Source organism: Serinicoccus shuyuelongi, from assembly GCF_045032955.1.
Classification (GTDB): domain Bacteria; phylum Actinomycetota; class Actinomycetes; order Actinomycetales; family Dermatophilaceae; genus Ornithinicoccus.
On the sequence record NZ_JBJFZU010000012.1, the window covers coordinates 1 to 22,896 of the forward strand.

A 22,896-nucleotide genomic window follows, 5' to 3' on the forward strand; every position below is an offset into this window, starting at 1 on the left:
TGGGGAGGACCACACCCTCTCTCCGTCGACCACCGCGTGGACGCGAGCAGTCGTGTTGCTGGGACGCTCAATCACGACTCGCTCCGCGGCGGCCTGCAGGCGGATCGGCAGGTCGCGCAAGGTTCCCACCGTGGCCGTCCCAGCGGTGTAGCGTGCGCCGGCCGACCACACGGGTCCACTTCGGCCGCGGTAGTCGGTTCGGCCCGCAACCTCGTCGGTGCGATCTGCGACGTGCCTCGCCCATGTCGTTGCCTGCTCCATGTGCGCGGGGTCCTGGGTGACCTTCCACATCAGGCAGGCAGCGCGTATGGCGAGTGAGATGTCCCAGGCGAAGTGTCCGTGCTCGTTGGAGGTGTAGGCAGGATCGTCCGCGATCTTTTCGCCCATGCGCCGCAGGCCCTCTTGGCTGATAGCAAGGTAGGCCTGTCGGACATCGGCGGCCCGAGCGCTGGCTGGGCCGGGTGATTCGCAGGGAACCGCGTCGTGGTTCATCGCACCCTCTCGCTGGTCCTTCGTCGCGGCACGGTTCGTGCGACCAGTGGGGGCAGCGTAACCCGAGCCTGTCTTAAGGGGCACCTAGTTTCGGGTGCCTACAGCGGCGGTGGTGGTGGTGGTGGTGGTGGTGGGTGAGCGTGAGCGCTTTCCTAGACGACCATGTCGGCGCCGTCGAGTAGGGCGTCGAGGACGGCGGTGGCGGCGTGGCCGTCGCCGTAGGGGGTGGCGTCGGTAGCCGTGGGGTGTGGGCGGGAGGCGGCGCAGGCGATTTGACCAGCGGTGCCGGTCCGGGGGTCGATGAGGACGTTCCAGCCCAGCTCGACGGTCTCGACCCATTCGGTCTCGCTGCGCACGGTGGTGCATGGGGTGCGGAGGGCGAAGGCCTCCTTCTGCAGGCCTCCGGAGTCGGTCACCACGCCTCGAGCCGCGTCGACTGCGCCGATGAGCGCGGGGTAGGGCAGCGGGTCGCGCACAGTCAAGGCGCCGCCTTCCAGTTCCAGCGCCTGTGCCTGGGCCCGGTCTCGCAGACGCGGGTGGGCCAATAGGACGACCGGGTGGTCGATCTGCTGCAGGCCCTGGATGATTCCCGCGAGCCGTAGCGGGTCGTCGGTGTTCTCGGCTCGGTGGATCGTGGCGATGGAGAAGCTGCCCCGCTCGAGGCCGAGGTCGGCCAGCACGGCTTCGGGGTCGGTGAGTTCGGAGCGGACCTTCATCAGCACATCCACCATGACGTCACCGACGAGCGTTGACCGGGCGGCCAAGCCCTCATTGGCCAGGTGATCCATGGCCACCTGGGTAGGGGCCAGCAGTAGGTCGGCGGCGTGATCGGTGAGGACACGGTTGTGCTCCTCAGGCATGGCTCGGTTGAAGGAGCGCAGGCCTGCTTCCAGGTGCGCGACCGGTAGGTGCAGTTTCACCGCGGAGAGTGCACCGGCCAGTGTGGAGTTGGTGTCGCCGTAGACCAGCACCCAGTCGGGTCGATGCTCAAGCAGGACCTCGTCCATCCGCGCGAGGATGGCGCCGGTCTGCGCGCCGTGGCCGGCTGAGCCGACGTCGAGGTGGACGTCGGGGTCGGGAATGTGGAGGTCGGCGAAGAAGACATCGGAAAGCATCGGGTCGTAGTGCTGGCCGGTGTGCACGATGATGTGCTCCACTCCGCGCCCCCGACATGCATCGGCCACCGGGGCCAGTTTGACGAACTGCGGACGGGCGCCGACGACGCTGAGGATCTTCACGTGTCTCAGGGTATGCGGTCCGCTTTCCGCGTTGCCAGCGCGTCCCGTTAGGGTTGCGCGAGAGGGCAACGGTGAAAGGGCATCGATGAAAACTGCTGTGATAGCGCTGGGCAAGATCGGCTTGCCACTGGCGGTCCAGTTCGCTGATTCTGGGCACGAGGTGGTCGGCGTGGACATCAACCCGCTCCAGGTTTCGTTGATCAATCAGGCGGCGGAGCCCTTTCCCGGGGAGGCGCAGTTGGGAGAGAAGCTTGCCGAGCACGTCCCCTCGGGGAGATTGCGCGCGACCACGGACTATGCCGATGCCGTGCCGCAGGCGGATGTGGTGGTGGTCGTGGTTCCGCTCTTCGTCGACGAAGAGACATGGGAGCCGGACTTCGCCTGGATGGACAGCGCGACCCGATCTCTTGCCGAGCACCTGAGCCCGGGCACCTTGGTCTCTTATGAGACCACGCTGCCCGTAGGGACCCTCCGATCGCGCTTTGTGCCCGTGATCGAGGAGATCTCCGGGCTGAAGGAGTCGCGTGACTTCTTTGCGGTCTTCTCCCCCGAACGGGTACTGACCGGGCGCGTGTTCGAGGATCTGCGGAAGTACCCCAAGCTCATCGGGGCCATCAGCGATGCGGGGGCCGAGCGGGCTCGTGAATTCTATGAGTCGGCCCTGACCTTCGACCCGCGTCCCGACCTTCCCCGCCCCAATGGGGTGTGGGACCTCGGCTCGCCAGAAGCCTCAGAGCTCGCCAAACTGGCTGAGACGACATACCGCGACGTCAACATCGGGTTGGCGAACGAGTTCGCCCTCTTCGCTCAGGACCACGGCATCGACGTCTACAAGGTCATCGAGGCTTCCAACTCACAGCCGTACTCGCACATCCACCAGCCCGGCATCGCCGTGGGTGGGCACTGCATCCCGGTCTACCCGCGCCTCTACCTCTCCACCCATCCTGAGGCGGACACGGTACGCACAGCCCGCAAACTGAACGCCTCGATGCCGGGCCGCCTGGTCGAGCGCGCCGTCAGCCTGCTGGGAGAGCTGACGGGCATGCGGGCGGTCGTCCTCGGCGCCTCCTACCGCACCGGTGTCAAGGAGACTGCCTTCTCCGGCGTCTTCGCTGTGGTCGAGGAACTACGTAGGCGCGGCGCGTCGGTCGCCGTGCACGATCCGTACTACACCGACGACGAGCTGACGGGCTTTGGCTGGGACCCCTACGCCGTCGGCGAGCCCGCGGATCTCGTGGTCATCCAGACCAACCACCCCGAGTACGCAGAGCTGACCAGTGCGAGCGTGCCCGGCGTCAAGCTGGTGGTGGACGGGCGGAACATCACCTCGTCCAAGGACTGGCCCGGGATCCCACGGATGGTTCTGGGTGACGGCTCTGCCACCGCCTCCGAAGACGCCAGCGCATGACATCACACGCACCCACTTCACCAGGAGCCTTTACCGTGCCCAGCGAACGCACCTTCATCCCCCCGGCCAAGCCGATCATCGGTCAGGACGAGCAGGACGCAGTCACCCGAGTGCTCGCTTCGGGAATGGTGGCACAAGGCCCGGAGGTAGCTGCTTTCGAGCAGGAGTTCTCGGCCGCGCTGGTCGAGGGCCGGGAGTGCGTCGCCGTCAACTCCGGCACCTCGGGTCAGCACCTCGGGATGCTCGCTCTGGGGCTGAAGCCGGGGGATGAGGTGATCGTGCCGTCGTTCACCTTCGCCGCGACGGCGAACTCGGTGGCGATCACAGGGGCCGTCCCGGTGTTCGTCGACGTGGATCCGGAGACGTTCACACTCGACCCCGACGCCGTGCGACGGGCGATCACCGAGCGGACGGTCGGTATCCAGCCCGTGCACCTCTACGGCCACCCGGCGCCGATCGACGAGATCGTGCGAATCGCTGCCGAGCACCAACTGTGGGTGTTCGAGGACGCGGCGCAGGCACATGGAGCCACGTGGGACGGCCATCAGGTAGGCGCGTTCGGCGACGCTGCCATGTTCTCGCTCTATCCCACGAAGAACATGACGTCCGGTGAAGGCGGCATGGTCGCCTGTGCCACCGACGAGGGCGCACGGACGGTGCGGCTGCTGCGTAACCAGGGTATGGAGAAGCAGTACGCCAATGAAGTGGTCGGCCTCAACAACAGGATGACCGACATCCATGCCGCGATCGGACGGGTCCAGCTGCGGAAGCTGCCGGGGTGGACGGCTCGGCGACAGGAGCTCGCCACCTTCTTCGACGCACACCTGGCGGGCGTCGTCGTTCCCACGGTCCGCGACCGTGCGACGCACGTCTATCACCAGTACACCGTTCGCCTGGAAGGTGCGACAGCAACCGAGCGGGACGCGTTCGCAACTGCGCTGCGTGAAGAGCATCACGTGGGATGCGGTGTCTACTACCCGACACCGGTGCACCGCCTTGCGACCTTCCAGGAGGATGTCGAGCTGCCGGTCACCGAGATGCTTGCCCGCGAGGTGCTGTCGCTACCAGTTCACCCGAGCGTCAGCGACGAGGACCGGGATCACATCGTCGCGGCCGTGAACGCTGTCGCCAAGGGCGGTGCGTGATCATGGCGACGAACTTGCGTGCCGGCTTGATCGGGCTGGGCATGATGGGCCGCCACCACGCCCGCAACCTGCGGGCTCTTGACGGGGTGGACCTTGTGGCGGTTGCGGACCCTGGGGGTGATCTCCACGGTGCTGCCTCGGGACTGGACGTGCTGCCTGACGCGCGATCGTTGATCGAGGCCGGCATCGACTACGCGGTCGTGGCCGTCCCCACCCAGTTCCACCGCGAGGTGGCGCTGACCTTCGCCGAGGCGGGGGTTCATTGCCTGGTGGAGAAGCCCTTGGCCTTCGACATCGATGAGGCAGAGGAGATCGCGCGGGTCTTCGAAGCCGCGAAACTGGTCGGCGCGGTCGGCTACATCGAGCGTTACAACCCTGCCCTTCAGGAGATGCGCAGCAGAATCGCCGACGGTCAGCTCGGTCAGATCTACCAGATCAGCACCCGTCGACAAGGCACGTTCCCGAACCGCATCCATGACGTAGGTGTGGTCAAGGATCTGGCCACCCACGACCTAGACCTCACCACATGGGTCGCCCAGTCGGCCTATGCCACGGTCAGTGGCATGTCCACACGCCGTTCGGGACGTGAGGACGAGGACATGGTGTCCATCGCCGGTCGTCTGGCTGATGGCACCATCACGAACCACATGGTCAACTGGCTGTCGCCCTTCAAGGAGCGGATCACGGTGGTGACGGGGGAGAACGGGGCGCTGGTGAGCGACACCATCAAGGCGGACCTGACCTTCCACGCCAACGGACGAGCAGCGAATGTCTGGGAGACCATGGCGTCCTTCCGCGGGGTCAGCGAGGGAGACTCGGTGCGCTACGCACTGCAGCGCACCGAGCCGCTGCGCAGTGAGCACCAGGCTTTCAGGGATGCTGTTCTCGGAGATCCCTCGGGCATCGTCACGATGCGTGAAGGACTGCACACCGCACGCGTCGTAGAAGCGGTCCTGGAGTCGGAGCGCACGGGCTGCACGGTCTCCCTGTGACCACCTGATGTCGGATGTCGTCCTCGCGCGGCATCAGCCGGGTGTGGTGAAGGCCACCGAAGCCGTCATCCGGGCGTAGACCTCTGTCAGCACACGGGCGTGAGCCGGCCAGGTGAGGGCGGACGCATGTGCGCGTGCCCGCTGTGCCACGTTCACCCGTCGCTCGGCGTCAGCCATGGTGGTCATGGCATCGGCGAGTGCCTGTGGATCGCCGGGAGGGATGAGCACCCCGCACTCGCCCTGACGCACGGTCTCTGCCAGTACCGGCAGGTCCGAGGCAATCACCGGCCTGCCCGCTCCCATGGCCTCGGCGACCTTGAGCGGCGGCACCAGCCTGGTGACGTCGAAGTCACGCCGAGGAATGGCCACCACGTCCAGGGCGTCGAGCCAGCACAGGGCCTCCTGTCGGGGAAGCCGTCCCGGCAGGTGCACCACGTCCTGCAGGCCCAGGTCGCCGACTCTGCGCTGCAGGGCAGGCCAGGCCAGGCCGTCCCCCACGATGGCCGCACGCACATCGAGTCCACGATGGCGGGCGATCGCCACGGCTTCGACGAGGTCCTCCATGCCCTCGTAGTGGACGACGGACGTGACGGCACCCACCCATAGACCCCCGCCCGGGAGACCGAGCGAGCGCCTGGCCTCGGCGGGGTCGATGTCCCGGTCGAGCAAAGCCGGGTCGATTCCGTTGGGGACGACGGTGATGCGGTCAGCGGCCACCCCGCGGGAGGCCAGATCGGCCTTCATCATCTGGGAAAGAGTGATGACGTGGTCGGCCTGGGCTGCGAGCTCGCTCTCCCGCGCCCTCCAGGCCAGGTAGCGCTGAGAGTGCGTCGGGTCGGGGTCCCCGTGACGGGCCCGGGCGGAGGCCCACGTGCGTTCGAGCTGGCCCCGTACCTCATGCACCCACGGCAACCCGAGGGAACGTGCTGCCGCCTGCGCTGCGAGTGCGTTGGGGTAGTGGGTGGTCGAGTGCAGGTGCGTCGCGCGATGCTGCTCGGCAAGCCTGACCAGGTGCTCTGCCCAGACGTCCACGCGTTGCGCCTCACCCGGGGGAAGTCCCCAGGGCACGCACCGGTGGTAGGAGATGTGGTCCACGGTGTCCGAACCGCCGGCCAGCACCTTCCCCACAGAGACGGGGTAGGCCGGGCGGGTCATCGCCGTCACCGCCGTCCCAGCATCGCGCTGGGCGGTCAGCAGCGCATGGGTACGCAGCGTGTAACCGGACCGGGTATGGGGCAGGGAGTTGGTGAGCACGTGCAGCACCCGTGGTTCCACCCCCGTCTCCCACGAGCGGTGTGCCTCCGGCAGCGGCCTCGGTCCGCCTGTCAGCGCCTCGAGGTCGCCCAAGACCTTGTCGCGCAGCCGCTCGGCCACGTGGCCGTTCTGCACCAGGCGGGTGGCTTCGTCGAGGTCGCCGACCAGCCAGGCCCAGCGTGCCCGGTGCCCGTCCGGCGCGGTCGCCGCAGGGGCCGTCCCTGCGTGCACGGACAGCGTGCCGGCCAAGGATCCTTGGGCGCCCACTGCGGCCAACCGGTGTCGCGCCTCCTCGGGGCGGTCCAGGAGGAGTTCGCCCCAGACCCCCAGGACCCCGTCCGGTCGTTGGGTGGCCCAACGGCCGAGCCGTGTGCGCAACGCCGCGGGCAACCGTCGACCGGCCTGCACGGTCAGCCAGGCCGTGTCGTCACGTGCCATCGAGACGACGGTCCCGGCTGCCGCCGCCAGGTGCCGGGCCCGCTGCGTCAGGAGCCGTATACCTCGTGGCGGCGTGTCGCTGTGAGCGCCCACGACCCGTGCGAGCTGCTGCAGGTATGTGGTCGCCGTCCCCTCCTCGTGGGCATGCTCCCGCACCCAGGCGCTCATGGCGTCGCGTCGCGGTCGTGGGCCGTCTTCGGCGAGGAGGCCCCACTGGCGGGCCAGCGCGAGGTCGTCGCCGGGGGGCACGGTGAAACCGGCGCCGGTGTCCTCGATGATCTGCCGGGCTTCGCCTGCCACCACCCCGGAGACGTGGATGCCCAACGCCAGCGCCTCGTACAGCTTCGACGGCACAGCCCACGCCAGTCCCCGCCAGTCCCGCAGACTCACCAGCAGCGTGTCCGCCCACCGGTAGTGCTCGGCAAGCTCGTGCCTCGGAACCGGACCGACGAACTCGACAGGGGCGCCCAGCTCGCGTGCGAGCGACTGCACTGCAGAAAGCCGCGCCCCGGTCCCGACCACGCGTATACGCGCGTCCGTCCCGTCGGCGACGACTCTGGACAGGGCTCGCACGGCCGTCTGGAGGTCCTGCGCGCGCCCTACGGTCCCGACGTAGACGATCCGGAGGGTGTCGCGGCTCGACCTGGACCCGTGGGGGATCGGTTCCACAGCCGGTAGCGCGTGGTGAGCGTTCCGGACGGTGGCGACGTCGCGCATACCTCGGCTGCGGAGCACCTCGGCGAAACTGGTGGTGGTGGTGACGATCAGGTCGGCCCTGGACTGGAGCACAGTGATCCCTGCGGAGGCTGCCCTCAGAGCGCTCCCGCGAAGCCGGTGGGACAGCGACGGGTCTTGTGGGTGTGCGTCCGTGGCAAGGTCCGGCCAGGCGTCGCGCATCTCCAGCACCAGCGGACGGCGGAGCAGACGGGCGAGGGCCCATCCTGCAGCCATGCTGGGCAGGGCCGGCGCGGTCGCGATGATGATGTCGGGGGCCACCTCGTGGCGCCGGCTCCAACCAGTGAGCACGCTGTGAGCAGCGGTCAACAGCTGGTCGAGCAGGGTGGAGCGGGCGGTGGCCGTGGGGGACGGTCGCCAGGTGACGCGATGCACCGTCTCCCCGTGCTCACCGTGCGCCACGCTGCCGACCCGGGTGTCGTCTCCCGTGGTGCCAGGGAGAAGACGGCCAAGGGGATAGTGCGGTGGTGGCGCCAGGACGTGGACCTCGTGCCCCCGTTCCTGGAACTCTCGGACGAGCGCGGACCAGCGCAGCTGCGGGGGCCCCACTTCCGGGGGGTAGTAGTGGGTCAGGAGCAGGATCCGCATGGGCGTCATCAGGAGGCGCGCGGCGAGCGTGCGCTCTCGGTGTCGGGATCCGTCGGATCAGGGTCCGTCGGTGGGCTCGTCGGATCGGTCGGAGCCGGGTCGGTGGGGCCCGGGTCGGTGGGTTCGGGCTGCGTCGGCTCGGGTGCCGTGGGCTCCGCCGGGTCTGTCGGCGTGGGCTCTGTCGGCGAGGGCTCGCTTGGCGCGGGTGAGACCGGCGGTGGCTCCCTGGGTGGGACCGGGGGCTGGAACGGTGTCGGGTTGGAGGTCGGTTCCACGGGCAACTGGGTCGGTAGCGGCACCTCGTTGGGACCCGTGTCCTCCGGCTCGCCTTCAGTGGGCGCGGGCCCTTCGGCAGTTCCGGCGTCCTCCTGGGACGGGTCAGCCTGGTCGCCGTCACCGGACTCGCCGAAGAGCTCGCTCTGGACGATCTGTGCCCAGCGCTCTCCGCCGAAGATGTTGACGCTCAACGGGTCCCGCGTCGAGACGGTGACGTCGACGATCCCTTCGTCCTCGAAGATCTGCGCCACGTCGATGAGGTCGACGCCCTCGTCCTCGCCCCACTCACGCACCGTCTCGGTCACCGTAGCCTGGCCGTCCCGGCGCGGTGGTTGCACGATGTATCGGACCTCGGCGTCGGGGAGCTCCTGCGACAACTGTTCCTGCAGGTCGGTGAGGGCCTCCGGCAGGTTGTCAGGAGTGTTGGCGCGCCCGAAGTTCACGAGAACCAGGTCAGGGTCGTCCTGGACGAACAGATCGAGCCGGTCCGCGGCATACCCGGGGGTCCCGTCCACCATGCTCGCGTTGTAGATCGACAGAGTCGGCCCCTCACCCCCCAGCTCGAGGAGGTCCCCGTATCGCGTCGGATCGCTCGGGAGCGTGGTGGACAGCCCTACCTCACGGGGTCCGTCGGCGAGCTGGCGTGCCCATGCGGCTACCCAGTCGTTCTCGTGGGTCCCGGTCCGGTCGCCCAGGACCAGCACCGTGAGCTCCTCACCGTCCTCGTAGCGCTCGCGCACTGACTGTGGCTCGGGCTCTGTCTCCTCCTCCGGCGTAGGCGTAGAAGGTGGCCCCGTCGTCGCTGCGGCGTCGTCCTGAGTGGGGGGTGCGGACGTCATCGCGCCGTTGTCGTCACCATAGGGATCCGTGACCGACGGCGTGGACCAGTCGCCGGTGAGAGTGTCCCACCAACCCGAGAACCCGCGTTGCGAGAAGCCCAGTGCGATCAGAGCCACGATCAGGACGTTGACAAGGATGACCACGAGGCCGAGGCCGGTGGATCTCACCCTGGATGCGCCGTTCACGAGGCACCATTGTGCCCGAGCAGCCACCAGATCCCACTCACCCCGAGGGCCGCAGCGGCCCACAGTGCAGCGACGCGTCCGTGGGTCCACCCAGGGCGGCGGGCAAGCCGCTGATAGAGGTGCTCGCGGTGTGCCTCGGTCAGGCGTTCCCCTCGTGCGGCCCTGCGCATCACTGTGCTGCAGGTGTCGAGCAGGTAGGGGACGAGCGGTGCGACAAACAGGAGCGGACGCTGGCCGCCCTCGTACTCCAGGAGGAGCGCCGCCGCGATGAGAGCTCCAAAGAGGTAGCTTCCGCAGTCGCCGAGGAACATCCGTGCTCGAGGGAGGTTCCAGGGCAGGAAGCCGATGGCCGCACCCAGCGTCAGGGCGGCGAGGGCGACTGCGGCAGGGCTGGTGGCCCCGAGGATGACGACGAGGCCCCACGCGGCGGACGTGAGCACCGTGATGCCGTTGACGCCGTCCATGAAGTTGACGACGTTCACGATCACCGGCATCGCAACCGCTCCGAGGAGCGCCGGCCCTGTGTCTCCCAGGAGCGATCCGAGTGCGGCACCGAGCAGCGCCAACGCGACGACCCGGACGAGGGGTGACGTCTCCCGGAGGTCGACCACCAGACCCAGGAGGCTCACCGCGACGCAGATGACGAGAGCCGTCCAGGGGATCCCGTCCGCGCCCAGCAGTGTGGCCCCTGTGGCCGCCAGAAGGACCCCCACCATCGGCGCGACGCCACCCCCTCGCAGGGTGGGGGTGTCGTGGGACGACCGGTGGTTCGGGACGTCCACGAGGCCCCACGCGCGCAACTGCGGAGCAAGGACCGGCGCCGAGGCGACGGTGAGGGCCATGGCGCCCAGGGCAAGCATGGCGGGATGAGCGTCGCTCATACCGAGCGGAGTACGCTCTCGGCGGGGTCGGAGCGGTCACGCAGCCAGGCGAGCAGCTCGGGGGTGCGCGCGAGCCGGCTGTCCGGGAGGTCCTCGGGATCCAGCCCGGGCACCCGGACCGACCAGAGCAGCTCGTGCCCGGTCGGCATCTGCTCGTCCAGGCCGAAGAGCTCCTCGGTCAGCTTCTCCCCGCGCCGCAGGCCGGTGAAGACGATCTCGACGTCCCGCTCCCCGGACATCGCGATCAGGGTGCGGGCCATGTCGGCGATCCGGACGGGGGTCCCCATGTCGAGGACCAGGACGTCGCCGTCCGAGCCCATCGAAGCGGCCTGCATGACGAGCTGGCAGGCCTCCGGGATGAGCATGAAGTAGCGCTCGACGTCGGGGTGGGTGACCGTCACCGGGCCGCCCCGCTCGATCTGGTCGGCGAAGATCGGGATCACCGAGCCGCGGGAGCCGAGCACGTTGCCGAAACGGACGGAGACGTAGCGGCCAGGCTGACTGAAGGCGAAGTGCGCCGTGAGCCGCTCGGTGGCCCGCTTGGTCCAGCCGAGCACCGAGGTGGGGCTGGCCGCCTTGTCGGTGCTGATGTTGACGAACGTGCCCACCCCGTAGCTGGCGGAGGCGCGCAGCACGTTGAGGGTGCCCAGCACGTTGACCCGCCAGGCCTCCCGGGGGAAGCGCTCCAGCAGCGGCAGGTGCTTGAGCGCCGCCGCGTGGAAGACCACGTCCGGCCGGTGCTCGGCGAAGACCCTGTCCACCAGCCCGGCATCGGAGATGTCGGCCAGGGCCAGGTCGTCGTGCTGCAGCAGGCTGCGACCGGTCAGCGACAGCTGGGTGGCCTGCAGGTTCGACTCGTCCCGGTCCAGGAGCACCAGCCGGGAGGGGTTGAAGCGGCTGATCTGCCGGCACAGCTCGGCGCCGATCGAACCGCCGGCCCCGGTCACCAGCACGACCTTGCCGGTCAGGTGGTCGGCGATGGCGCTCTGGTCCAGGTCGGTGGCCCGTCGGCCGAGCAGGTCCTCCAGGTCCAGGTCGCGCAGGTCGGCGACGCTCGGGTCGGCGTCCAGGAGCTCCCCGAGGGTGGGCAGCACCATGACGGTGAGCCCGGCCTCGCCGGCCAGCTCGTTGACCCGGCGCATGAAGGCGGCGTCCGCCCGCGGGATGGCCACGATAAGGTGGGTCGCCTCATACCGGGTGGCGACCCTGCCCATCGCCTCCCCGGTGCCCCGCACCCGGACACCACCGATCCGCAGCTTGCGCTTGCTGCGGTCGTCGTCGAGCAGGGCGACCGGGCGGAACGGAGAGGTGTCGTCGCCCACCATGTCGGCCAGCAGCCGGCGACCCATGTGGCCGGCGCCGTAGATCACCGCACGGTGGTCGACCTCGCGGCGGACAGCGGCGCGGGAACGGTAGGACCGGACCACGAAGCGCAGGGCCAACATCATCGAGAGCGCGATCGCTCCGCCGATGGCAGGGACCGACCGGGGGACGATGACCGGGTCGATCCACAGCGCCCAGACGGCGAGCAGGATCCCGGTGATCAGCGCCGCCCGGGTCACCGCGGTGACCTCCTCGAAGGAGCCGCGCACGTGCCGGACGAGATAGGGGCCGAGCACCATGCCGATGGTGATGTGCAGGAGCGCGGCGGCGCCCGCCACCATCCAGGTGCCGTTCACGAAGGCCTGCGAGGCGTCGTACTGAAAACGCAGCCACGTCGAGAAGATGACGGCGAACGCCCAGATCCCGCCGTCGCCCAGGGCCCACACGGCATGCACGACAAAGTCGCGCAGGCGGCTGGGAGGAGGTGGGCGCACGATCAGAACCTTGCGTCGAGAGCGGTTTCATGAAATGCGGGTAGTGAGACCCGCTCAAGAATGACGCCCCGCGTCCACGCGCGCAACTATCAGGTATGCACAGACGTCCCGCGGCCGGGGTCCACACCTAAGATCCAGGCGTCCACCGGCACCAGGGTGTGACGATATTCACACGAATCAGCTGGCGTCCGCGACCTGCTCGGAGGACTTGCCGCTTGCTCTGGCGATCACCTTGGACGACTGCCGGTTGGCGATCATGCGGGACAGACCCACGATGACACCCGAGAGGACGGCGAAGGCGACGGCCTCCTTGAAGTCGATGTCCGGGTCCTCCGGGTTCTCGGGGGAGTCACGACCGGTGACGAACTTCCAGGTGCCGTTGGTCAGCTTGTGCGCGATGAAGCTGGCGCCGACGGCGGCGGCGGTGGTGGCCAGTTTGGCGACGATGTTGCCCATGCCCCGATCCTGTCACAGCGGGCCCGGGGCGGCGTGTCGGAGTGGGGTGGGCCGGTGACCAGGAGTTCGGGCCCTCAGAACGGTCTCACCCTGAGGAATGAGGCCGTTCGCCTCCGGGTGCGGCTGATAAAGTCACCGCGAATTCAACCGGGGTCGAACCGTCGATATCTGGACGAAAAGTAAGGAAAGGGCAAAGTGACAATGCCTGCGGCGCTGGACGGTATGCCTGTGTGGGCCGTCGTGACGTGGGGCATCGTGCTGATCTGGGCGATCCTGGGCATCGTGATCTTCGCGATTGCCGCCACCCATGCCAAGGGGACGCTGGACGGGATGGACAACCTGCTGGACCCGCGCCCGCCGGCACCGCAGCCACGCAGCGGCGGTCGCATATACCGGCCGCCGGAGCAGGCCGTCCCCGGGGACGAGGACCCGGGGGACGCCGGTGATAGTGTCGAGAACGACCACGACAGGGGAGCGCACGAGCGCTGAGAGTGCGGCCACGGCCGCAGACCCTCGAACCTGCACCGGCTAGCACCGGCGAAGGAAGTCGATGAGGAGAATCGGCATGACCCGTACCCGTACCATCCACCGCCCCGCTGCCACCGGCATCGCCGTGGCTGCCACCACCGCTCTCGTCCTGAGCTCCTGCACGTTGCTCGGCGAAGGAGAGGACGACACCGGGTCGCCGCCCACCAGTGCCGGGACGGAGGACGAGGCCGGGTCCGACGACAGTGCCGACGGCACCGAGGACGACAGCGCCGACAGCACTGACGATGCCGACGGCTCCGACGCCTCGGCCGAGCCGGACCCTGAGCCCGTCGAGACCGGCACCGTCGTCCTCGCCGCGCACGACTCCTTCACCCTCCCGGACGAGCTCATCGCCCAGTTCGAGGCCGACACCGGCTACGACCTGGAGGTCCAGCTCTCCGGCGACGCCGGCGCGATGGCCAACCAGTTGGTGCTCACCGCCGGCAACCCCACCGCCGACGTCGTCTTCGGGGTCGACAACACCTTCGCCAGCCGGGTGATCGCCGAGGAGGCGCTCGCGGCCTACACCTCCGAGGAGCTGCCGGAGTCGGCGGAGGAGCACGCGCTGCCGGACGGCAGCGCATACCTGACCCCGATCGACTACGGCGACGTCTGCGTCAACATCGACACCTACTGGTTCGCCAACCAGGGCATCACCCCGCCAGAGACCCTGGCGGACCTGCTCGAGCCGGAGTACGAGGACCTCTTCGTCACCCCGGGCGCCAGCACCTCCAGCCCCGGGATGGCGTTCCTGCTGGCCACGGTCGGGGAGTTCGGGCCGGACCAGTGGCAGGGCTACTGGGAGGACCTGATGGACAACGGCGCCAAGGTCACCAGCGGCTGGACCGACGCCTACACCGTCGACTTCACCGCTGGTGGCGGCGAGGGGGACCGGCCGATCGTGCTGTCCTACGCCTCCAGTCCGCCTGCCACCATCCCCGAGGGCGGCTTCGAGCCCACCAGCCGGGCGCTGCTGGACACCTGCTTCCGCCAGGTGGAGTACGCCGGGGTGCTCGAGGGGGCGGCCAACCCGCAGGGTGCGGAGGCGGTCATCGACTGGCTGCTGTCGGCGGAGGTGCAGGCTGCCATCCCGGACGCCATGTACGTCTACCCCGTCGACGACGAGGTGGCGCTGCCGGAGCTGTGGTCGCAGTGGGCCCAGGTCGCCGAGAGCCCGATCGTGGTGCACCCGCAGCAGATCGAGGCCGAGCGGGAGACCTGGCTGCGCGAGTGGGCGGACATCGCCACCGGATGACGCCGCGACGCCCGCCGGGGGACCACCCGGGCGGGGGAGTGCGCAGCCGGCGCCGGCCGACGGCATACCTGACCAGGCCCGGGCTCGCGCTCGGGGTGGCCGCGCTGGTGCCGCTCGCCTTCCTGGCGGTCTTCTTCGTGCTGCCGGTCTCCGGGATGCTCGCCCGCGGGCTCTTCCCCGACGGTGCCCTGGACCTGTCCGGTGTGCCGGAGGTGCTGGGCCGGTCGCGGACCCTGCGGGTGCTGACCTTCACCCTGGTCAGCTCTACCGCCGGCGTCGTCCTCACCCTGGTGCTCGGGCTGCCGCTGGCCTTCACCCTCTACCGGCTGCGCTTCCCCGGACGGGGGGTGCTGCGGGCGCTGGTGGTGATGCCCTTCGTGATGCCGACGGTGGTGGTCGGGGTGATGTTCCGGTCGCTGCTCTCCTCCGGCGGCCCGCTCGGCGGGCTCGGGCTGGACGGGACGTGGGTGCCGATCCTGCTCGCCTTCGTCTTCTTCAACCTGGCGGTCGTGGTGCGCACCGTCGGCGGGCTGTGGGAGGGCCTGGACCGGCGGGCGGAGGAGTCCGCCGCGGCGCTGGGCGCCTCCCCCTGGCAGGTATGGCGCTCGGTCACCCTCCCCGCCCTCGCGCCGGGGATCGTCGCCGCCGCGACGCTGGTCTTCCTCTTCTGCTCGACCGCCTTCGGGGTGGTGCTGACCCTCGGCGGGCTGCGCTACGGGACCATCGAGACCGAGATCTACCTGCTCACCGTGAACTTCCTCGACCTGCAGGGCGCCGCGGTGCTCTCGCTGCTGCAGCTGGTCGCCGTGGTGGCGATGCTGGTGCTGGCCGCCCGCACCCGCTCCCGTCGCGAGACGGCGCTGCAGCGGGTGGGCGCGCAGGCCGCGGCCCGGCGGCCCACGCGGGGTGACCTGCCGGCGCTGGCGATGACCGGGCTGGCCGTCGGCTTCGTGCTGCTGCCGGTCGGCACGCTGGTGGCGCGCTCGCTGCAGGTGCCCGACGGCTGGGGGTTCGGGAACTACCGGGCGCTCGGCGACCCGGACGCGACCAGCGCGCTGCGGGTCAGCGTCAGCGAGGCGATGGCGAACTCGCTGCGCACCGCGGTGGACGCGACCGTGCTGGCGATGGTGCTCGGGCTGCTGGTCTCGGTCGTGGTCTCGCGCCGTCCCCGCTCCCGCGGCTGGGCCCGCGCCGTGTCCACCCTGGACGGGGCGTTCATGCTGCCGCTGGGGATCTCCGCGGTCACCGTCGGCTTCGGCTTCCTGATCACCCTGGACCGGCCGCCGCTGGACCTGCGCACCTCCCCGGTGCTGGTGCCGATCGCCCAGGCGATGGTCGCGCTGCCGCTGGTGGTGCGCACCCTGGCCCCGGTGCTGCGCTCGATCGATCCCCGGCAGCGGGAGGCCGCGGCGGCGCTCGGGGCCGGACCCTGGCGGGCCGCGTGGACGGCCGAGGCCCCGGTGCTCGCCCGCCCCGTCGCCGCGGCCACCGGCTTCGCCTTCGCCGTCTCGCTGGGGGAGTTCGGGGCCACCAGCTTCCTCGCCCGCCCGGACCGCCCCACGGTCCCAGTGGTGATCTACCAGCTCATCTCCCGGCCGGGGGCCGAGCACCTGGGCATGGCCCTGGCCGCGAGCGTGCTGCTCGCCCTGGTCACGGTGGTCGTCATGGGCGTGGTCGAACGGCTGCGCGTCGGATCGGTAGGAGCCTTCTGATGCTGGAGCTGGACGCGGTACGGGTGACCTTCCCCCAGACGGTGGCCGTGGACGACGTGTCGCTGCGCCTGGAGGAGGGAGAGGTGCTGGCGGTGCTCGGGCCCTCCGGCTGCGGGAAGTCGACGCTGCTGCGGGCGGTCGCCGGGCTGGAGCCGTTGGCCGGCGGGGCGGTGCGCTGGCGGGGCACCGACCTCGCCCCGGTGCCGACCCACCGGCGCGGGTTCGCGCTGATGTTCCAGGACGGGCAGCTCTTCGCGCACGCCACCGCCGGGGACAACATCGCCTACCCGCTACGGCTGCGAGGGGTGCCGCGCGCCCGGCGGCGGCAGCGCGCCGAGGAGCTGCTCAGGCTGGTCGGTCTGCCCGGGTATGCCGACCGCCGCCCCGCCACCCTGTCCGGCGGCCAGCAGCAGCGGGTGGCGCTGGCCCGGGCGCTCGCCGCCGAGCCGGCCCTGCTGCTGCTCGACGAGCCGCTGAGCTCGCTGGACCGGTCGCTGCGGGACCGGCTGGCCGGCGACCTGCGCGACATCCTTACCACCACCGGCACCACCGCGATGCTGGTCACCCACGACCACGACGAGGCCTTCACCGTCGCCGACCGGGTGGCCGTCATGCTGGCCGGCCGGATCGCCCAGGAAGGGCCGACCGCTCAGGTGTGGTCGAGCCCGGTCAGCCGCGAGGTCGCCGAGTTCATCGGCTACCAGACCTTCCTCACCGGGGAGGCCGCCGCCCGGGTGGCGCCCGCCGTCGGTGGGGTGACCCTGGCGTTGCGCCGGGGAGCGCTGCGGCAGCGGGCCGACGGCCTGCTGCACGGGGAGGTGTCCCGGGCCCTCACCGTCTCCGACGCCGTGCACCTCGAGGTGGACGTCGACGGGGTCGGGCGCTGCCATGCGCTCGGTGAGGACGTCGGGGTGCAGGTCGGTGACAGGGTGCGGCTCGCGGTGGATCCGCGCGGTCTGGCGTCCCTGCCCGACTGACCTGCGGACACCGCCCCGGCGCGGGAAAGGGTCTGCGGACACCCGCGCTGACCTGCGGGGACGGCATACCGAGTCGGGTGCGGACCGATGCCGGAACCACCCGCCCCCGGGCCTACATTGGGTCGCTATGGACATCCCTGCAGACTGGCGCCCGGACACGCTCGCGGTGCGTGGCGGGCTCATGCGGAGCCCCTTCGACGAGACCGCGGAGGCGATCTACCCGACCTCCGGCTACGTCTACTCGAGCGCTGAGGAGGCCGAGTCCGCCTTCGCCGAGGAGATCGACCGGTTCGTCTACAGCCGCTACGGCAACCCGACCGTGGCGATGCTGGAGGAGCGGATGCGGCTGCTGCACGGCGCCGAGGTATGCCGCGCGACCGCCTCGGGGATGTCCGCGGTCTTCTCCGCGCTGGGCGGGCTGTGCGCTGCGGGGGACCGGATCGTCGCCTCGCGGGCGCTCTTCGGCTCGTGCTTCGTGGTGGTGGACGAGGTGCTGCGGCGCTGGGGCGTGGAGAGCACCTTCGTGGACGGCACCGACCTGGCGGCGTGGGAGGAGGCGCTGTCCACCCCGGCGCGCGCGGTGTTCTTCGAGACGCCGAGCAACCCCACCCAGGAACTGGTCGACATCGCCGCGGTGAGCGAGATCGCGCACCGGGCCGGGGCGGTCGTGGTGGTCGACAACGTCTTCGGCACGCCGGTGCACTCGCGGCCGCTGGACCACGGGGCCGACATCGTCGTCTACTCCACGACCAAGCACATCGACGGTCAGGGGCGGGTGATGGGCGGGGCGATCCTCGGACCGGAGGAGCTGGTGGCGGGGCCGATCCAGACGCTGCTGCGGCATACCGGGCCGGCGATGTCGCCGTTCAACGCCTGGGTGACGCTGAAGGGGCTGGAGACGCTACGGCTGCGGGTGGACAGGATGGCCGAGACCGCGCTGGGGCTGGCGCACCACCTCGAGGCGCAGGGGCGGGTGCGGCGCGTGTTCCACCCGTGGCTGGAGTCGCACCCGCAGCGGGAGCTGGCCCGGCGGCAGATGAGCGGCGGGGGCACCGTCGTCACCTTCACCCTGGACGGCGGTCAGGAGCAGGCGTTCGCGTTCATGAACGCGCTGCAGGTCGTCGACATCTCCAACAACCTCGGCGACGCGAAGTCGTTGACCACGCACCCGGCGACCACGACCCATCGGCGGCTGCCGGAGGAGGCGCGGCTGGCCGCCGGGATCACCGGGGGGACGATCAGGCTCTCGGTCGGCCTGGAGGACCCGGAGGACCTTCTGGCCGACCTGGAGCGGGGCTTCGCGGCGGCCTTCGGCTGAGCACAACGCTCGCCCGGTCCGGACAGAGCGCTCGCCCGGTCGGGGCACAACGCTCGCCCGGTCGGGGCAGGGAGGAGGGGGTCAGCTGTCGCTGGTGCCGCCCACCGAACCGCTCGAGGTGGGCGGGCTCGGCTGGGCGCAGTAGCTGAAGGGCTTGCCCTCCGCGGCGTGGTAGCTGCGGTACTCGCCGTCCACCTCGAGGATCAGCTGGTGACCGGGGACGAGCGCCTGGGTGTACATCATCCCGTCCTTCGGGCACCCGATCGAGCCGTCGGACCAGGTGACGTCGGCATAGCCGGCGACCGTGACGGCCTCGGCGGAGACCCCGGAACGCTCGGCCTCGGCGGTCACCGCCGTCTGCACGTCCTCCCGGGACGCGACGCTGTCGGAGACCTCTCCGAGCGGGAGCTCTCCGGTGGCGCCGGAGCCCTCACCGGGGACGGGGATCCTGGTCTGCTCGGGCTTGTCACCGGTCATGTCGCTCTCGTCCTCGTCGCTGGGGGATGCGGTGTCGTCCTCGTCGCTGGGTGGGGTGGTGCTCTCCTGGACGTCCTCCGTGGTCGGCGCGGAGCCGGTGGGGGCCTCGCTCTGGCCGCAGCCGACGAGGACGGCGCTGAGGCCGATGGCGGCGAGCAGGGGCGTGATGCTGCGGGTGCGGGTCATGGGATGACACCTCCGTGGGATCGTCCCCGCCAGTCTAGGTCCGAGGTCGTGTCCGGCCCGGGCGCACGAAGGGTGAAAAGGTGGTGGGGCGCTGGTCCCTGATCCAGCGCCCCACCCTCCTTCTACCCCCCGAGTCCCGCGTCTGACGCGGCCCCACCCGACGGGGCGTCGGCTGTCCCGAACCGACACTTACCTAGACGTCGTGGAGAGCGGATTCGTTGCACCCAGATACTGTGACGTGCACCACAGTCTGCTGCGCGGCCTACCCGGAGGTGCCCGGCCGCACCGTCAACGCCTGCGCGAGGGTGCCGACCGGCCCCTGCTCGTCGTGCACCACCGAGGACGTCAGGCCCACCCCTGTCGGCCCCCAGGAGACCCGGGTGTCCAGCCCGACCCACGGGCCGTGCGGCAGCCGGTGCAGGTGCAGCGTCAGGTCCACGTTCGGGTAGAGCCACTCGCCCGGCTCGGCCCGCCCGGCGGTGCCGTTCGCGGTGTCCAGCAGCCCCACCCAGGACGCCAGCGGCGAGGCGTCCTCGCCGCCGACCAGCGGCACCGTGCTGCGCACCCAGGTCCGGGCCCGCCCCGGCCTGGCCCCTCCGACCGAGCGGAACTCGCCCGAGCGGATGAACCCGCCGTCCCAGTGGTCCATGCCGGCCCACGGCTCGGCCTCGTCGGGGCCGGGCATCGGCTCGTGCTCGGTCGCGGCCACCGCCGCGGTGTCCTGGGTGACCAGCCGCCACGCGGTCATCCGGACCGCGTCCCGGCCGCCGATCTCCACGCTCGCCTCGAGCAGCTCGATCGTCCGCCCGGGGCGCAGCACCCGGGTGCTGACCTGCATCTCCTCGCGGCGGATGAACCCCAGGATGTCCACCGACAGCCGCGCCCACGCGAGCTCGGCGTCGGTGCGGGGGTGGTTGAGCTCCAGGGCGTGCAGCAGCAGGCCGATCACCGGGGCGACGTGCTGCTCGTCCGGCGACCAGGCCCCCTGGACGTGCTCGGTCGGCCGGTACCTCCCCTCGCCCAGCGCGGTGAAGTAGTGCCGAGGCTCGGTGCTCATGGTCGGCGAGTGTAGTAATGGTCCTGTGCACCCCTCCACGGACATCACCGACACCTCCGACCGGCGCCCGTTCTCCGCGTGGTCCCGGGTCGCGCGTCAGGTGATCGGGACGGCATACCCCTGGGCACCCGGGCACGTGGTCCTCGGCCCGGACGACACCGCGGTGGTGCCGCACGTCCTGCACCCCGCCTTCCACGGGTCGCTCGACTGGCACTCCTGCGTGCACATGCAGTGGTCCCTGGTCACCCTCCTGGACCGGTATGCCGACGCGCTGGGCGAGCAGGAGCGCGCGGCGTCCCGGGCGCTGCTCGCGGAGCGGCTCACCGGGCCGGCTCTGGCTGTGGAGACCGACTACCTGCGGGCCCGGCCCGGCTACGAACGTCCCTACGGCTGGGCCTGGGCGGCCCAGCTGGGTGCCGCCACCGCCGAGCTGGGCCGTCGCGACGAGGCCGCTCGGGGCTGGGCGGACGCCCTGGAGCCGCTGACCGCGCTGATCGCCGACCGGGTCGTCGAGCGGCTGCCGCGGCAGGCATACCCGGTGCGCCACGGCAAGCACCAGAACGACGCCTTCGCCCTGGTGCTGCTGCACGACGCCTACCGCCGGCTCGGGCGCGAGGACGTGGTGTCCGCGACCGTCGACGCCGCCCGCGCCTGGTTCGGCGCGGACGGGATCGCCCCCACGGCGCAGGAGCCGGGCGGGACCGACTTCCTCTCCCCGGCGCTGACCGAGGCGGTGCTGATGACCCGGGTGCTGCCGCCGGAACAGGCCCGGGCCTGGCTCGCCCTGGTGCTGCCGGGCCTGGGCGCCGGGCAGCACCAGCACCTGCTGGCCGCGCCCCGCGTCCTCGACCCGGCCGACGGCCAGGGTGCGCACCTGCTCGGGTTGGCGCTGTCCCGCGCGTGGGCGTTGCGCGCTCTGGCACCCTGGGTGCAGGGCCCCGCCGCCGACCGGCTGCGCACCGCGGCCGACGAGCAGGAGGACGCCGTGCTGGGACAGATCACCGACGGTGACTTCATGGCCACCCACTGGCTGGTGTCCTTCGCGCTGCTCGCCGATGGGGCGCTGGAGCGACCGTGAGCAGGGACACGGGCCGCGACGCAGCAGCGGGCAGGGACCGGCGTCGGTTCGGCTGGACCGTCCGGCAGCGGCTGCTGGCGATGATGATCGGGCTGATGGCCTTGGGGCTGGCGCTGACCGGGGTGCTGTCCACCGTGGTGCAGTTCGCCTCGTTGGACGAGAGGGTCGACAACGAGCTGCGCCAAGAGGTCGAGGAGTTGCAGGTACTGGCCCAGAGTGGCCAGGCCCGGGACGGCGTCCCCTACGACGACGTCTCGGTGCTGTTCCGCTCGTTCCTGGAGACGGCGGTGGCGGGGGACGACGAGGCGTTCATGGCGCTGGTGGACGGGCAGGCGGTGCTCAGGAGCGGTGGTGATCGGCCGTTCGACATCGATGACCCGGAGGTGCGGGCCAAGGTCGAGGAGATGGAGGTCGAGGAGGGCCGCGCCCGGATCGAGTCGCTGCGCACCCAGGACACCGAGCTGCGGGTGATGGTCGCCGACGTCGCGCTGCCCGAGGAGGTCCGGACCGGAACCTTCGTGGTGGTCAACGACATCGGTCGGCAAGAGGGGCGGATCTGGCGGCGCACCGGGACGTATGCCGCGACCGCCCTGGCCTCGCTCGTCGTCGCCGGGGTGCTGGCGCACGTGGTGCTGGGCCGGCTGCTGCGCCCGTTGCGCGAGCTGCGCGAGGCGACCGCCGAGATCAGCACCGACGACCTGTCCCGCCGGGTGGACGTGGCCGCCGCCGGCGACACCGACGTGGCCGAGCTGGCGCTGACCTTCAACGAGATGCTGGACCGGATCGACGACGGCCTGCGCCGGCAGCAGCTGCTGCTGGACGACCAGCGCCAGTTCCTCGACGACGCCGCGCACGAGCTGCGCACCCCGCTGACGATCCTGCGCGGCAACGCCGAGCTGCTGCGCGCCGAGGACCCCGAGGAGGTCGTCGCCACCCGGGTGATGCTGCTCGACGAGGTCGACCGGATGCAGCGGCTGGTGGACGACCTGCTCATGCTGGCCCGTTCCCAGCGGCACGACTTCGTCCGCCCGCAGCCGACCGACCTGACCGAGCTGGCGGTGGAGTGCATGGAGCGCGTCACCGCGCTGGGGCAACGGCAGTGGCAGCTGGCCGCCGACGCCGAGGGGACGTTGCCGGTGGACCGGCACCGGCTCATCCAGGCGGTGGTGCAGCTGGTCGCCAACGCGGTGAAGTTCAGCCCCGAGGGCAGCGTCATCGAGCTGGCGACGGGCTGGGTGGACCGGGCCTCCGAGGAGGGTGTCCGCGCGCGCGACGCCGGGGCCGCGGAGGCGGGGCACTACCTGGCGCTGTCGGTCTCCGACCACGGCGCGGGCATACCGGAGATGGCGCAGGCGCGGATCTTCGACCGGTTCGGGCGGGCCGACAACGCCGCCCACGTCGACGGCAGCGGCCTGGGCCTGGCGATCGTCCAGGCGATCGCGGTGGCGCACGGCGGGGCGGTCGGGGTGCGGTCGGTGGAGGGTCTGGGCTCCCGGTTCACGATCTGGCTGCCGGACGGGTCGACGGGCGGCGACGAGCCCGCCGGCCGGTAGTCTCGCCGCC

The 22,896-nt window shown here is 70.8% G+C and carries 19 protein-coding genes; 10 read left to right on the forward strand and 9 right to left on the reverse strand.

Annotated features, from left to right (window positions below; all coding sequences use genetic code 11):
• Both ACI3EY_RS13920 and wecB read right to left on the reverse strand, forming a co-directional pair.
• Nucleotides 1-492, reverse strand: a 492-nt coding sequence (locus tag ACI3EY_RS13920) for a hypothetical protein (protein WP_405040794.1), incomplete at its 3' end; no start/stop codon positions are given.
• A gap of 152 nt (nt 493-644) precedes the next feature.
• Nucleotides 645-1,730 (reverse strand): non-hydrolyzing UDP-N-acetylglucosamine 2-epimerase, encoded by a 1,086-nt coding sequence (gene wecB / locus ACI3EY_RS13925; RefSeq protein WP_405040795.1) that lies wholly within the window; start codon nt 1,728-1,730, stop codon nt 645-647.
• A gap of 85 nt (nt 1,731-1,815) precedes the next feature.
• Between wecB and ACI3EY_RS13930 the strand changes: the two genes are divergently transcribed.
• Genes ACI3EY_RS13930 through ACI3EY_RS13940 form a run of 3 tightly spaced genes read left to right on the forward strand, consistent with a single transcriptional unit; the run spans nt 1,816 to nt 5,275 of the window.
• The gene (locus ACI3EY_RS13930) at nt 1,816-3,138 is read left to right on the forward strand and encodes a nucleotide sugar dehydrogenase (protein ID WP_405040796.1); all 1,323 of its coding nucleotides are present in this window, start codon (nt 1,816-1,818) and stop codon (nt 3,136-3,138) included.
• Nucleotides 3,139-3,173: 35 nt separating this feature from the next.
• The gene (locus ACI3EY_RS13935) at nt 3,174-4,283 is read left to right on the forward strand and encodes a DegT/DnrJ/EryC1/StrS family aminotransferase (RefSeq protein WP_405040797.1); all 1,110 of its coding nucleotides are present in this window, start codon (nt 3,174-3,176) and stop codon (nt 4,281-4,283) included.
• A gap of 2 nt (nt 4,284-4,285) precedes the next feature.
• On the forward strand, nt 4,286-5,275 hold the full coding sequence (locus ACI3EY_RS13940) for a Gfo/Idh/MocA family protein (protein ID WP_405040798.1): 990 nt from the start codon (nt 4,286-4,288) through the stop codon (nt 5,273-5,275).
• Nucleotides 5,276-5,308: 33 nt separating this feature from the next.
• Here ACI3EY_RS13940 and ACI3EY_RS13945 read toward each other — a convergent pair whose 3' ends face one another.
• From ACI3EY_RS13945 to ACI3EY_RS13965, 5 genes are all read right to left on the reverse strand, one after another.
• Nucleotides 5,309-8,290, reverse strand: coding sequence for a glycosyltransferase (locus tag ACI3EY_RS13945; RefSeq protein ID WP_405040799.1), 2,982 nt, complete (start codon nt 8,288-8,290; stop codon nt 5,309-5,311).
• 8 nt (nt 8,291-8,298) lie between these two features.
• The gene (locus tag ACI3EY_RS13950; protein WP_405040800.1) at nt 8,299-9,654 is read right to left on the reverse strand and encodes an SGNH/GDSL hydrolase family protein; all 1,356 of its coding nucleotides are present in this window, start codon (nt 9,652-9,654) and stop codon (nt 8,299-8,301) included.
• Entirely contained in the window at nt 9,588-10,472 is an 885-nt protein-coding gene (locus ACI3EY_RS13955) for an MraY family glycosyltransferase (RefSeq protein WP_405040801.1), read from the reverse strand. The genes ACI3EY_RS13950 and ACI3EY_RS13955 overlap by 67 nt, the downstream gene beginning before the upstream one ends.
• A complete protein-coding gene (locus ACI3EY_RS13960) occupies nt 10,469-12,289 on the reverse strand; it encodes a polysaccharide biosynthesis protein (RefSeq protein WP_405040802.1) in 1,821 nt (606 codons plus the stop codon). Before ACI3EY_RS13960 ends, ACI3EY_RS13955 begins: the two co-directional genes overlap by 4 nt.
• Before the next feature lie 177 nt (nt 12,290-12,466).
• On the reverse strand, nt 12,467-12,745 hold the full coding sequence (locus ACI3EY_RS13965; RefSeq protein WP_405040803.1) for a DUF4235 domain-containing protein: 279 nt from the start codon (nt 12,743-12,745) through the stop codon (nt 12,467-12,469).
• Nucleotides 12,746-12,940: 195 nt separating this feature from the next.
• On the opposite strand from ACI3EY_RS13965, the gene ACI3EY_RS13970 reads away from it, so the two are divergent.
• The 5 genes from ACI3EY_RS13970 (at nt 12,941) to ACI3EY_RS13990 (ending at nt 18,535) form a co-directional block, all read left to right on the forward strand.
• Nucleotides 12,941-13,234 carry a hypothetical protein gene (locus tag ACI3EY_RS13970; RefSeq protein ID WP_405040804.1) on the forward strand — a complete coding sequence of 98 codons (294 nt, stop codon included), beginning with the start codon at nt 12,941-12,943 and terminating at the stop codon, nt 13,232-13,234.
• Between the two features lie 76 nt (nt 13,235-13,310).
• Nucleotides 13,311-14,528: a thiamine ABC transporter substrate-binding protein gene (locus ACI3EY_RS13975; protein ID WP_405040805.1), complete on the forward strand. Its 1,218-nt coding sequence runs from the start codon at nt 13,311-13,313 to the stop codon at nt 14,526-14,528.
• Nucleotides 14,525-16,240 carry an ABC transporter permease gene (locus ACI3EY_RS13980; RefSeq protein ID WP_405040806.1) on the forward strand — a complete coding sequence of 572 codons (1,716 nt, stop codon included), beginning with the start codon at nt 14,525-14,527 and terminating at the stop codon, nt 16,238-16,240. The genes ACI3EY_RS13975 and ACI3EY_RS13980 overlap by 4 nt, the downstream gene beginning before the upstream one ends.
• Nucleotides 16,240-17,217 (forward strand): ABC transporter ATP-binding protein, encoded by a 978-nt coding sequence (locus ACI3EY_RS13985; RefSeq protein ID WP_405040807.1) that lies wholly within the window; start codon nt 16,240-16,242, stop codon nt 17,215-17,217. Before ACI3EY_RS13980 ends, ACI3EY_RS13985 begins: the two co-directional genes overlap by 1 nt.
• Before the next feature lie 127 nt (nt 17,218-17,344).
• Complete coding sequence (locus ACI3EY_RS13990; RefSeq protein WP_405036633.1) at nt 17,345-18,535, forward strand: O-succinylhomoserine sulfhydrylase; 1,191 nt, start codon at nt 17,345-17,347, stop codon at nt 18,533-18,535.
• An 81-nt stretch (nt 18,536-18,616) separates the two neighbouring features.
• Here the strand turns inward: ACI3EY_RS13990 and ACI3EY_RS13995 are convergent, their stop codons facing one another.
• Together ACI3EY_RS13995 and ACI3EY_RS14000 are read right to left on the reverse strand one after the other, a co-directional pair.
• A complete protein-coding gene (locus ACI3EY_RS13995) occupies nt 18,617-19,198 on the reverse strand; it encodes a hypothetical protein (protein WP_405040808.1) in 582 nt (193 codons plus the stop codon).
• A 262-nt stretch (nt 19,199-19,460) separates the two neighbouring features.
• Nucleotides 19,461-20,255 (reverse strand): thioesterase family protein, encoded by a 795-nt coding sequence (locus ACI3EY_RS14000; RefSeq protein WP_405040809.1) that lies wholly within the window; start codon nt 20,253-20,255, stop codon nt 19,461-19,463.
• 25 nt (nt 20,256-20,280) lie between these two features.
• Between ACI3EY_RS14000 and ACI3EY_RS14005 the strand changes: the two genes are divergently transcribed.
• Together ACI3EY_RS14005 and ACI3EY_RS14010 are read left to right on the forward strand one after the other, a co-directional pair.
• Complete coding sequence (locus ACI3EY_RS14005; RefSeq protein WP_405040810.1) at nt 20,281-21,333, forward strand: DUF2891 family protein; 1,053 nt, start codon at nt 20,281-20,283, stop codon at nt 21,331-21,333.
• The gene (locus ACI3EY_RS14010; RefSeq protein WP_405040811.1) at nt 21,330-22,886 is read left to right on the forward strand and encodes a sensor histidine kinase; all 1,557 of its coding nucleotides are present in this window, start codon (nt 21,330-21,332) and stop codon (nt 22,884-22,886) included. Before ACI3EY_RS14005 ends, ACI3EY_RS14010 begins: the two co-directional genes overlap by 4 nt.
• The last annotated feature ends 10 nt before the right edge of the window (nt 22,887-22,896 follow it).

What these genes read in the sequence shown, in the direction of transcription:
- ACI3EY_RS13965 (WP_405040803.1), bottom strand. Translation starts at nt 12,745, where the DNA reads ATGGGCAACATCGTCGCCAAACTGGCCACCACCGCCGCCGCCGTCGGC.
- ACI3EY_RS13990 (WP_405036633.1), top strand. Translation starts at nt 17,345, where the DNA reads ATGGACATCCCTGCAGACTGGCGCCCGGACACGCTCGCGGTGCGTGGC.
- ACI3EY_RS13945 (WP_405040799.1), bottom strand. Translation starts at nt 8,290, where the DNA reads ATGCGGATCCTGCTCCTGACCCACTACTACCCCCCGGAAGTGGGGCCC.
- ACI3EY_RS13995 (WP_405040808.1), bottom strand. Translation starts at nt 19,198, where the DNA reads ATGACCCGCACCCGCAGCATCACGCCCCTGCTCGCCGCCATCGGCCTC.
- ACI3EY_RS13975 (WP_405040805.1), top strand. Translation starts at nt 13,311, where the DNA reads ATGACCCGTACCCGTACCATCCACCGCCCCGCTGCCACCGGCATCGCC.
- ACI3EY_RS14000 (WP_405040809.1), bottom strand. Translation starts at nt 20,255, where the DNA reads ATGAGCACCGAGCCTCGGCACTACTTCACCGCGCTGGGCGAGGGGAGG.
- ACI3EY_RS13985 (WP_405040807.1), top strand. Translation starts at nt 16,240, where the DNA reads ATGCTGGAGCTGGACGCGGTACGGGTGACCTTCCCCCAGACGGTGGCC.
- ACI3EY_RS13980 (WP_405040806.1), top strand. Translation starts at nt 14,525, where the DNA reads ATGACGCCGCGACGCCCGCCGGGGGACCACCCGGGCGGGGGAGTGCGC.
- ACI3EY_RS13940 (WP_405040798.1), top strand. Translation starts at nt 4,286, where the DNA reads ATGGCGACGAACTTGCGTGCCGGCTTGATCGGGCTGGGCATGATGGGC.
- ACI3EY_RS13955 (WP_405040801.1), bottom strand. Translation starts at nt 10,472, where the DNA reads ATGAGCGACGCTCATCCCGCCATGCTTGCCCTGGGCGCCATGGCCCTC.
- ACI3EY_RS13930 (WP_405040796.1), top strand. Translation starts at nt 1,816, where the DNA reads ATGAAAACTGCTGTGATAGCGCTGGGCAAGATCGGCTTGCCACTGGCG.